Consider the following 10556-nt stretch of genomic DNA (forward strand, 5'->3'; position numbering starts at 1 on the left):
ATGGCACACAAGAAGGCCGGAGGATCATCCCGCAACGGACGCGACTCCGAGTCCAAGCGGCTCGGCGTGAAGCGGTACGGCGGCCAGCAGGTGCGTGCGGGCAACATCATCGTCCGCCAACGCGGCACCAAGATCCGCCCGGGCGAGAACGTCGGCTGCGGCCGGGACTACACCCTCTACGCCCGCATCGACGGCAGGGTGGAGTTCTTCAAGAAGGCCGGGCGGACCACCGTCCGCGTGGTGGCCTGAACGCAGGCACCCCCTACTTCCGACTCTGACGACGATGGCGATGGGGGCGCCGGGCGGCGCCCCCATCGTTTTTTGGCTTCACGGGCGTCGAAGGGCGCGCGCCTATGCTACCCCCGCTCCAGCAACACCACCGCCATCGCGGCGATCCCCTCCTCCCGACCGCAGAAGCCGAGCCGTTCGCTGGTCGTCGCCTTGATATTGATCCGCTCCGCCTCCACCCCCATCACCTGAGCCAGCCGCGCGACCATGCGCGCAATGTACGGCGCCAGCTTCGGTCGCTGGGCGATCACCGTGGCATCGAGGTTGGCCGGACGCCACCCCCGCGCAGCCACCCGCTCCATCACCCGCGCCAACAGCCGCGTGCTGTCGATCCCGGCCAAGGCGGGATCGCTGTCGGGGAAGTGGCGACCGATATCCCCCAGTCCTGCGGCACCGAGCAGCGCGTCGCAGACGGCGTGGATCAGCACGTCGGCGTCGGAGTGGCCGGCCAGCCCGCGATCGTGGGCCACCTCCACCCCACCGAGAATCAACGGCCTGCCGTCGGCGAAGGCGTGAACATCGAACCCCTGGCCGATGCGCATCATCCGGCGCCCCCTTCATCCGCATCCACCATCGTGCGATCGTAGACGACGATGCGGTTCTTCCCGCCCTTCTTGGCCACATACATCGCCGCATCCGCACGCTTGACCAGCTCCTCCCGCTCCACACCGTGCTCGGGATAGATGCTGATGCCGATGCTCGCCCCGATGTGGCAGACCAGCCCGCCCTCCAACGGGAAGGGTTGTTGCATGGCGTGCAGCACCTTCCGCGCCACGCCGGCGATATCCTCCGCGCTCCGGCTCTCCAGCAGCAGCACGAACTCGTCACCGCCGACACGCGCCACCGTATCGGAGGCGCGCACGCAGGCCTGCAACCGCCCGGCGATCTGCTGGAGCAGCAGGTCGCCGGCATCGTGGCCGTGGTTGTCGTTGACCGGCTTGAAGCCGTCGATATCGACGAAGAGTACGCCGACCCGCCGCCCGAAGCGGTGCGCACGGCTGATCGCCTGCTCCAGCCGGTCGTAGAGCAGCACCCGGTTGGGCAGATCGGTGAGCGCGTCGTGGTAGGCGGAGTGACGCAACTTGCGCTCCATCTCCTTCTGTTCGGTGATGTCGAGGAATGTACTGACGTAGTAGAGGATCTCGCCGTCCTCGTCGCGCAGGGTGTTGATGATCAGCCACTCGGGGTAGATCTCCCCGCTCTTGCGCCGGTTCCAGATCTCCCCCTCCCAGTGCCCCTCGTCGAGGATCGACCTCCACATGGCGGCATAGAACTCCTTCGACTGCCGGCCGGAGGCGAGAATGCGCGGATTGCGCCCGATCGCCTCCTCCGCGCCATAGCCGGTGATGGCGGTAAAGGCGGGATTGATCAGACGGATGTGGACGTCGCGGTCGGCCACCATGATGGCGCTGGGCACGGTATCCATCACCGTCGCCGCCAGCCGCATCTCCCGCTCCGACTCCTTCTGCTGCGTCAGGTCGCGCAGCACGTGGAGCCGCGCCACCCCCTCGATCCGTCCACCCCACGGCATGCGGGCGGTGAAGACCGAGACCGGAATCTCCCGCTCCTCCGACGCCCCTCCTCCGCGCAACACCGTCTCCCCACCGGTGCGCTCCTGGGTGAAGTCGAACCGCTCGTGGCCGGGTGCGAGCAGCGACGCCATGGGGCGGCCGACCAGATCGTCCCGCCCCACCACCCGGACGGCGGCGTCGTTGACCATGCGGATGACCCCGCCGGCGTCGGTGACGAAGAGCATCCCGCCGAGCGCGCGGATGATCGCCTCCATGTAGCGGTGGAGCAGCACCATGAGCAGCGCGATGCAGCCCAGCCCCATCACCCCCATCAGCAGCAGGGTGCGGTCGGCGCGCGCCAGCATCGCCCGCGCCTCGTCGGTGGAGGTGGTCACCCGCAGCACACCGCGCACCGGCTCGTGCTCGTAGCCGTGGCACTGCAGGCAGGCCTGCTCCACCCGGATCGGCTCCAGCAGGGTGAGCGCGCGCCCCCGCCGGTCACGCACCACCACCGACTGCTGCTCCGCCACCGCCCGATGCAGCGCTCCGGCCGGCACCCCCCGCGCCCGCCGGGGCGGGAGCGGCCGGCGCAGGAAGGCATGGAGCCCGAGGAAACGGTTGACCTGATGGAGCGTCTTCAGATCGCGGAAGGCCAGCGTACCGTCGCGGCGCAACACCTCGACCGACTGCAGCTCGGGGTGGCTGCGCATACGGCCGAGCCAGTCGCGCACGCTCTCGGCATCACCGTTGAGCATCAGCATCTTGAGGCTGGCCACCATGGTGTGGGCCACCGCCTCGGCCTGCTGCCGCGCCTGCCGCAGGATCTCCTCCCGCTGCCAACGGTGGACGCTGTAGAGCAACAGCCCGAGCAGCAGGGCGAGCACGACCAGCAGCAGGGCCATGATCCGCCGCCCGAGCCGGGCTCCGGTGCGGCGCCGGCTCACCCCTTCCGCTCCAGCGACAGCAGCCGCAGCTTCCACTCCAGGCCGGCGGAGAAGCCGCCGGGGCGGCCGCGGGCCGCCACCACCCGGTGGCAGGGCACCAGCAACGGCAGGGGGTTGGCGCCCAGCGCCCGACCCGTGGCGCGCGGTGCGCTGCCCACCATGCGGGCCAGGGCGCCGTAGGTCACCGTCTCCCCCCGCCCGACGTGCTCCAGCGCCCGGCGCAACCGGGCCTGAAACGGCGTCGCCGGCGCCGCCAGCGGCGGAGGGGGCGCCTCCCCGCCGGCGAAGTAGCCGGCCAACCAGCGGGAGACGGCGTCGTCGTGGAGATCCTCCCCGCCGCCCGCGCCGAGGCGCACGGCGTGGCAGCAGTCGCCGTCCCAGCCATAACAGATCGGACCGAGCGGCGAGCGGAAGCCGTACCAGCGCACCCGCCGCGCACCGACATCGCTCACGCCGGCCGCCCCGGGCCGCGCCAGCGCTCGATGACGATGGTCAGCACGCTCTGCACCAGCGCGGCGAGCGGGATGGCCAGGAAGACGCCGAGCATCCCGCCCAGGCTGCCGAAGAGCAGCACCGCGACGATGATCGCCACCGGATGGAGGTTGACCATCTCGGAGAAGAGCCAGGGGATGACGATGTTGGCATCGAGCAGCTGCACCAGCACATAGGCGCCGAGCGCATAGAGGGTCTCCTCCGCCCAGCCCCACTGGAAGAAGGAGAGCAGCACCACCGGCAGCCCGACCACCACCGCGCCGACGAACGGCACCCAAACCGAGATGCCGGTCAACACCGCCAGCAGGAGGGCGTACTGGTGATCCATCAGGGCGAAGAGCAGCCACATGGCCAGGCCGACGGCCAGAGACTCCCAGAAGCGGCCGCGGATGTAGTTGCCGATCTGGATGTCGAGCTCATGCCAGACCCGCACCAGCAGCGTGCGCTCGCGCGGCAGGAACTGCGCCGCCCAGGCCATGATCTCCTCCTTGTCCTTGAGCAGGAAGAAGACCAGCACCGGCACCAGCACGGCGTAGACCAGCAGGGTGATCACCCCGGGGATCGAGGCGATGGAAAAGGAGAGCAGCCGCCCGCCCCACTCCTGCATCTTGCCGGCGCCGGCGGCGATCAGCTGCGGCAGCGCCTCGGGCGCCACCCAACCGGCGTAGTGGGCCTGCAGCGCGCGCAGCGAGGTGCGGGTCGCCGCGATGTAGTCCGGCACATGGGCCACCAGCCGCCCGATCTGCTCGGTGAGCAGCGGAAGCAGCGCCAGCAGCGAGAAGAGGACGATCACCAGACATCCCAGGCCGACCAGGGTGATGGCCAAAAGGCGCGGCAGACGCAGCCGGCAGAGCAGTGCCACCACCCCCTCCAGCACATAGGCGAGCGCCACGGCGACGAAGAGCGGCGCCAGCACCCGCCCGAGCAGCATCCACAACAGGAAGATGGCCAGCAGCGAGGCCAGCAGCATGGTCAACTGCGCGTCGGCGCGCAGCCGGGCCATCAACCAGTCGAACACGATCCCTCTCCGGCGGCGGCAGACCGCACCCCCAACGCCACCAGCAGCGCCGCGGCGAGCGAGGCGACCAGATGGATGGAGGAGCTGATCCCGTGCAGCAGGGCGAAGCGGCGGCGCAGCGGATCATCGGGGGCCAGCGCATCGTACCCGTGCGGCATCGCCTGCTTGAGCGCCTCCATCGCCGGCGCCAGCCCCCAAAGGTTGAGCGCGACCGCCAGCACGATCAGCAGCAGCGCGAGCCAGCGCAACCGCCCGATCGGCCAGCCAGCCGCACGCAGACGCAGCCAGAAGGCGGCCACCGCCGCGGCCAGCAACAGCAGCGCCTGATTGGCGGCGTGGAAGAGCGCCCCGGCGAGCATTCCCGCCTCCATCCGGCTGGGGGCGTGGGCGAAGAGCAGCGGCGCCGCGACGAAGCCGGGGACCACCAGCAGCCCCAGCATCAGCGCCAGCGCCAGACGGCATCCGGCCGCGGCAAGGCACAGCCGCAGACGCGAGGAGAGGGCGCCGCGCTCCTGCAACGCCGGCATCACGCGCCGGTCAACGCGCGGGAGCGCACCAGCCGCTGCAGCCGCATCGGCGCCGACCAGCCCCCCTCCGTGGTCAGCCAGGCAAGATCGGCGGTGGCCAGGGAAATCGCTTCGCCGCTCAACCGGCCGGCAAGCCAGGAGAGGGTGGGGTTGTGGCCGACCAGCAGCACCACCCGCGCCGCCTCGGGCAGCGCGGCCAGCTCGGCCAGCCAGTCGTCGCAATCGGCGCCGTAGAGCGCGCGGGAAAGTGTGATCCGCTCCTCGGGCAGACCGATCCGCCCACAGCAGAGGCGCGCCGTCTCCGTGGTGCGCCGTGCCGCCGAGGCGATCACCCGCTCGGGGATCAAACCGGCCTCCAGCAGCCAGTCGCCGACGGCCTCCGCGGCCCGACGGCCGCGCCCGGTCAGAGGGCGGTCGAAGTCGCGCACGGCACTGCCCGCCTGACCGTGACGCAGGATCAGCAGGCTCCGTGGCCTCCCCCCTCCGACCGCCTCCTCGATGGCGGTACTCCCGGCCCCCTGCACCGCCGTCACAGATCGAGCAGTTGTGCCGCCGGCATCTCGATCGCCTCCTTGACCGCCACCAGGAACTGCACCGCCTCCTTGCCGTCGATCAGGCGGTGGTCGTAGGTCAGCGCCAGATACATCATCGGGCGGATCACCACCTGGTCCTGCACCACCACCGGTCGCTTCTTGATGGCATGCATGCCGAGAATCGCACTCTGCGGCGGATTGAGGATCGGGGTGGAGAGCAGCGAACCGAAGACCCCGCCGTTGGTGATGGAGAAGGTTCCGCCCTGGAGATCCTCGGGCATCAGCCCCCCCTCGCGCGCCTTGCGGGCCAGCTCGGCAACCGCCCGCTCCAGCTCGGCGAGGCTCTTGGTTCCGGCGTCGCGCACCACCGGCACCACCAGCCCGCGGTCGGTGGAAACCGCCACCCCGATGTCGGCGTAGTTGTGGTAGACCACGTCGTCGCCGTCGATGTAGGCGTTGAGCACCGGATAGCGGGCCAGCGCGATCACCGCAGCCCGCAGGAAGAAGGACATGAAGCCCAGCCCGACGCCGTGGCTCGCCTGGAACTGGTCGCGGTAGCGGGTACGCAGGTCGATCACCGCCTGCATGTCCACCTCGTTGAAGGTGGTCAGCATCGCGGCACTGTTCTGCGCCTGCTTCAGCCGGGTGGCGATCCGCTTGCGCAACCGGCTCATCGGCCGCCGCTCCTGCAGCCGCTCGGCCGCCTCAGGTGGAGCCTGCTCCGGCGCCGTCTGTGCCTCCTGTGGCGCCTCCCGCCGCGCCCGCTCCGCCTCCACCGCCGCCGCGGTGGCCGACCGCCCAGTGCTCGGGGCTTCCGAAACCTCCCTCGTCGGCGCGGATGGCGCCCCGGGCGCTTCGGCCGCCTCCGCCGGCGATGCAGCGGCCTCCACTCCCGGCTCGATCAGGCCGATCACCTCGCCCGGAGCGACCACATCTCCAGCCTGTTTGTGCTGCGCACGCAGCACGCCGGCATCGAGCGCGGTGATCTCCAGGGTGATCTTGTCGCTCTCCACCTCGGCCAGCACATCGTCCACCGCCACCGCATCGCCGACCTGCTTGGCCCACGACACCAGCGTCGCCTCCGATTCCGATTCGCCCAGTGCGGGCACCTTGATCTCGATCATGATCCCGTCACCCCAACTCCGTCCATGGACTGCATCGATCCAGTCCCCCCGCGCGCCCGGCTGCACCGCCCAGGTTCATCCGGCCGACGTCGCCTGATGCCGCGCCCCCTCCTCGCAGGCTAGCGGGCCGACCAGCGGACAACCAGCGCAGTGCGCGCGCTTGCGGCAATATGCCTTGGCATGCGCCACGATCAAGGCATGAAACTCCTGAAACAGCGCCACATCGCGCGGCAGCCCGCGTTGAAACAACGCCTGCAGCGGCGCATAGCCGACGGTCGGCGCCACCCAGCCCAGGCGGGAGAGCAACCGCACGGTGTAGGCGTCGATCACGAAGAAGGGATGATCGAGCGCATAAAGCAGGATGGAGTCGGCAGTCTCCGGCCCCACGCCGTTGAGCGCCAGCAGCATGCGGCGCATCCGCGCGCCATCGACCGCCCGCATCCGCTCCACCCCTCCCTGCGCCCGCACGAAGGCGGCCAGCCGCCGCAACCTGGCCGCCTTCTGCCGGAAGTAGCCCGCCGGCCGGATGAGCTGCTCCAGCCGCGCCTCGTCGGCATCGAGCAGCGCCGCCGGATCGAGCAAGCCTGCCGATCGCAGCCCGTCGATCGCCCGTGCGACGTTCCGCCAGGCGGTGTTCTGGGTGAGGATGGCGCCGACCATCATCTCGAACGGCCCCTCGGCCGGCCACCAGTGCTGCGGGCCGTAGTGGTCGAACAGCAGGCGGTAGAGCCGATCGAGCGGCGGCTCCCGCCGAGGCGGCGTGGAGGGCTCCTTCGGCATCAACCGGCGCGGGGGCGACGCAGCCCCACTGCTGCCGCCGGCAGCACCAGCAGGTTGAGCAGGGGCACCAGCAGCAGCGCCGTCGCCATACAGGCCGCCCCGATCCAGTAGCCGGCGTGATGTCGCAACTCCTCCCGCCGCCGGCCATAGCCCCAGCCGAGCAGCGCCGCGCGCGCGTCGATCAGCTCGAAGCAGAGATAGCGCATCGAGCCCAGCGTCCACACCGCCGCGGCCAACAGCGGGCCAACCAGCGGCACCCACCAGAGCAGCAGCGCCCCCACGCCGCAAAGCAGCAGATGCAACAGCGGCCGCACACTGTTCGACGCCGCCCGCCAGACCACCCGCAGCGCACCCCCCGGAGGATCGTCGGGAAGCCGCTCGCCGCGCAATGCCGCCGCATGGCGCACCATCGGCTCGATCAGCGGTGCGGCCAGAATCCCTGCCAGAGTCATGTACAGCATCAGCGCCAGCAGCAGCCCGACGAGCAGCGCCAGCACACCCAGCAGGAAGCCGAGCAGCGGCGCATACCACGCCGTCTCCGGCGGCATCAGCGACCGCTCCACAATCCGGGTGAGCGCGAAGCCGCCGACCGCGGCCAGCACGATCAGCGCCAGCAGGATCCACACCATGCGCGACACCATCGCCCGCAGCCGCATATCCCGCCACAACAACACCAATCCCCGCACCATGTCGCACATCCCGTCGGCGAATCCCACGACCTCGATTGCTAGTGCACTCCCGGCGGTGGAACAAGCAGGATTTGACCCGCGACGCCGAGCCCCGAACATTGGGGCGACAGGGAATGCCACCGGATGGTGGTCTTAGGAAACCGATGGTTTCGCAAGACCCCGTCATCGCGGCCACGGACGGCCGCGCAAAACCGAAGCTTGCGCATGCAAACGGGGTTTTGAGAGGGAACCGGATGCGCGCGCCCTTCGATTCCCGGGAAGCCAAGAGGTCCATGGACGGCCTTTTTGCGAATCGATCGTGAAACGTACCGGAGCACAGATCTTCGTCGAATGTCTTAAACGGGAAGGGGTGGAGGTGATCTTCGGCTACCCCGGCGGGGCGGTGTTGACCATCTACGACGAGATCTTCAAACAGGACACCTTCCGCCACATCCTGGTGCGCCACGAGCAGGCGGCGCTGCACGCCGCCAACGGCTACGCCCGGGTCTCCGGCAAGTGCGGCGTGGCCATTGTCACATCCGGCCCCGGCGCCACCAACGCCGTCACCGGCCTGGCCGACTCCTACGCCGACTCGATCCCCACCGTCTGCTTCTCCGGGCAGGTGCCCACCTCCCTGATCGGCAACGACGCCTTCCAGGAGGCCGACACCGTCGGGATCACCCGTTCGGCGACCAAACACAACTTCCTGGTCAAGCGGGTGGAGGATCTGGCGCTGACCATCCGGCAGGCGTTCCACATCGCCACCACCGGCCGGCCCGGCCCGGTGCTGGTCGACATCCCCAAGGATGTGAGCAACGCCTCCTGCACCTTCCGCTACCCGGAAACGGTGGAGATGCGCTCTTACAAGCCGGTCACCTACGGCCATCCCGGCCAGGTCCGGCGGGCGGCCAGGATGCTGCTCGCCGCACAGCGGCCCGTGGTCTACTCGGGCGGGGGGGTGATCTCCTCCCCGGGCGGCGCCGAACGGCTGACGGAACTGGCACGACTGCTCAATCTACCGGTGACCAACACCCTGATGGGGCTGGGAGGGATCCCCTACGACGATCCCCACTTCCTCGGCATGCTCGGGATGCACGGCACCTACGAAGCCAACATGGCGGTCTCTCACTGCGATCTGCTGCTCGCCGTCGGCGCGCGCTTCGACGACCGAGTCACCGGCCGTCTCGACCGCTTCGCCACCGGTGCGCGGGTGATCCACATCGACGTCGACCCCTCTTCGATCTCGAAGAACGTCCACGCCCACCTGCCGATCGTCGGCGACGTCGGAACCGTGCTCAAGCAGCTGATCGACGAGGTGATCCGGCGCGAGGGCAGACCCGATCCCGAGGCGTCGCCCCTCTGGTGGCAGCAGATCAACCGCTGGCGTGAGCGCGACTCGCTCGCCTACCACCAGCCGAAGGATGGGGCGATCAAACCGCAGGAGGTGTTGCGCCGGCTGCACGCCGCCACCGACGGCAATGCCATCCTGGCCACCGACGTCGGCCAGCACCAGATGTGGGCCGCACAACACTACGGCTTCCGCCGGCCGCGGCGCTGGCTCACCTCCGGCGGGCTGGGCACCATGGGCTACGGCCTGCCGGCGGCGCTGGGCGCCCAGATGGCCGCCCCGGATGAGCGCTGCATCGTCATCACCGGGGACGGCTCGATCCAGATGTGCATCCAGGAGCTGGCCACCGCCTTCCAGTACAAACTGCCGATCACCATCGTGATCCTCAACAACGGCTACCTCGGCATGGTGCGCCAGTGGCAGCAGATGTTCTACGAACAGCGCTACGCCCACTCCTACTTCGACGCCCTGCCCGACTTCGCCAAGCTGGCCGAGGCCTACGGGGGCATCGGCATCCGGGTGGAGCGGCTCGACCAGCTCGATGCGGCGATCGAGCGGGCGCTGGGCGAACGCGAGCGCTTCATGATCCTCGACATCGCCGTCGAGGGGGAGGAGAACGTCTATCCGATGGTGCCGGCGGGCGCCGCGCTCGATGAGATGGTGCTGGCCCCGGAGGGAAGCTGAACCGCCGGGGCGGAAAGGCCGGGCCGGAAAGGTATAAACGACAAAGGCCCGCCGGAGCATACGCTCCACGGCGGGCCTTCGGGAAGACTCCTGGCATCTACCTACTCTCCCACAGGGAACCCTGCAGTACCATCGGCGCAAAGAGGCTTAGCTTCTGAGTTCGGAATGGGATCAGGCGTTTCCCTCTCGCTATGGACACCAGGAAACCGGTACGGGTCAGTCGTCGATCGATCGCCGCATGCAGCGATCAGCACCCGACGGATGCTGACACCAATGGCTTGACGTTGCATGGTTAAGCCGCACGGGCGGTTAGTACTGGTCAGCTCCACGCATTGCTGCGCTTCCACACCCAGCCTATCAACCTGGTAGTCTTCCAGGGCCCTTCAGGGAGCTCAAGGCTCCGGGAGAGTTCATCTTGAGGCCGGTTTCCCGCTTAGATGCCTTCAGCGGTTATCCGTTCCGAACGTGGCTACCCTGCAGTGCCCCTGGCGGGACAACAGAAACACCAGAGGTTCGTCCATCCCGGTCCTCTCGTACTAGGGACAGATCCTCTCAACTCTCCAACGCCCACGGTAGATAGGGACCGAACTGTCTCACGACGTTCTAAACCCAGCTCACGTACCACTTTAATCGGCGAAC

11 protein-coding genes and 2 rRNA genes are annotated in these 10556 nt (G+C 69.1%); 2 read left to right on the top strand and 11 right to left on the bottom strand.

The annotated features are described in order from the left end of the window. On the top strand, nt 1-249 hold the full coding sequence (locus tag D6682_07970) for a 50S ribosomal protein L27 (GenBank protein ID RMH50062.1): 249 nt from the start codon (nt 1-3) through the stop codon (nt 247-249). 107 nt (nt 250-356) lie between these two features. Here the strand turns inward: D6682_07970 and D6682_07975 are convergent, their stop codons facing one another. The 9 genes from D6682_07975 to D6682_08015 all read right to left on the bottom strand — a co-directional run bounded on the left by D6682_07975 (nt 357) and on the right by D6682_08015 (nt 8005). Further along, nucleotides 357-833, bottom strand: a complete 477-nt coding sequence (locus D6682_07975) for a 2-C-methyl-D-erythritol 2,4-cyclodiphosphate synthase (GenBank protein ID RMH50063.1) — start codon at nt 831-833, stop codon at nt 357-359. Continuing rightward, the gene (locus tag D6682_07980) at nt 830-2743 is read right to left on the bottom strand and encodes a sensor domain-containing diguanylate cyclase (protein ID RMH50064.1); all 1914 of its coding nucleotides are present in this window, start codon (nt 2741-2743) and stop codon (nt 830-832) included. The genes D6682_07975 and D6682_07980 overlap by 4 nt, the downstream gene beginning before the upstream one ends. Then, nucleotides 2740-3135: a methylated-DNA--[protein]-cysteine S-methyltransferase gene (locus tag D6682_07985; protein ID RMH50072.1), complete on the bottom strand. Its 396-nt coding sequence runs from the start codon at nt 3133-3135 to the stop codon at nt 2740-2742. Before D6682_07985 ends, D6682_07980 begins: the two co-directional genes overlap by 4 nt. 56 nt (nt 3136-3191) lie before the next feature. Continuing rightward, nucleotides 3192-4238, bottom strand: coding sequence for an AI-2E family transporter (locus D6682_07990; protein ID RMH50073.1), 1047 nt, complete (start codon nt 4236-4238; stop codon nt 3192-3194). Then, complete coding sequence (locus tag D6682_07995) at nt 4238-4780, bottom strand: DUF4149 domain-containing protein (protein RMH50074.1); 543 nt, start codon at nt 4778-4780, stop codon at nt 4238-4240. Before D6682_07995 ends, D6682_07990 begins: the two co-directional genes overlap by 1 nt. After that, nucleotides 4780-5313 (bottom strand): histidine phosphatase family protein, encoded by a 534-nt coding sequence (locus tag D6682_08000; protein ID RMH50065.1) that lies wholly within the window; start codon nt 5311-5313, stop codon nt 4780-4782. The genes D6682_07995 and D6682_08000 overlap by 1 nt, the downstream gene beginning before the upstream one ends. Continuing rightward, nucleotides 5310-6440: a dihydrolipoyllysine-residue succinyltransferase gene (sucB, locus tag D6682_08005; GenBank protein ID RMH50075.1), complete on the bottom strand. Its 1131-nt coding sequence runs from the start codon at nt 6438-6440 to the stop codon at nt 5310-5312. Before sucB ends, D6682_08000 begins: the two co-directional genes overlap by 4 nt. Nucleotides 6441-6512: 72 nt before the next feature. Further along, entirely contained in the window at nt 6513-7217 is a 705-nt protein-coding gene (locus D6682_08010) for an endonuclease III domain-containing protein (GenBank protein ID RMH50066.1), read from the bottom strand. Further along, on the bottom strand, nt 7217-8005 hold the full coding sequence (locus D6682_08015; GenBank protein RMH50067.1) for a hypothetical protein: 789 nt from the start codon (nt 8003-8005) through the stop codon (nt 7217-7219). Before D6682_08015 ends, D6682_08010 begins: the two co-directional genes overlap by 1 nt. Before the next feature lie 199 nt (nt 8006-8204). Between D6682_08015 and ilvB the strand changes: the two genes are divergently transcribed. Then, the gene (gene ilvB, locus D6682_08020) at nt 8205-9917 is read left to right on the top strand and encodes a biosynthetic-type acetolactate synthase large subunit (GenBank protein RMH50068.1); all 1713 of its coding nucleotides are present in this window, start codon (nt 8205-8207) and stop codon (nt 9915-9917) included. A gap of 88 nt (nt 9918-10005) precedes the next feature. Here the strand turns inward: ilvB and rrf are convergent. Further along, nucleotides 10006-10120: ribosomal RNA gene (rrf, locus tag D6682_08025) — 5S ribosomal RNA — on the bottom strand. Between the two features lie 76 nt (nt 10121-10196). Then, nucleotides 10197-10556 (bottom strand): 23S ribosomal RNA (locus D6682_08030); the annotation flags it as partial.

Source organism: Zetaproteobacteria bacterium (genome assembly GCA_003696765.1).
Classification (GTDB): Bacteria; Pseudomonadota; Zetaproteobacteria; order Mariprofundales; family J009; genus RFFX01.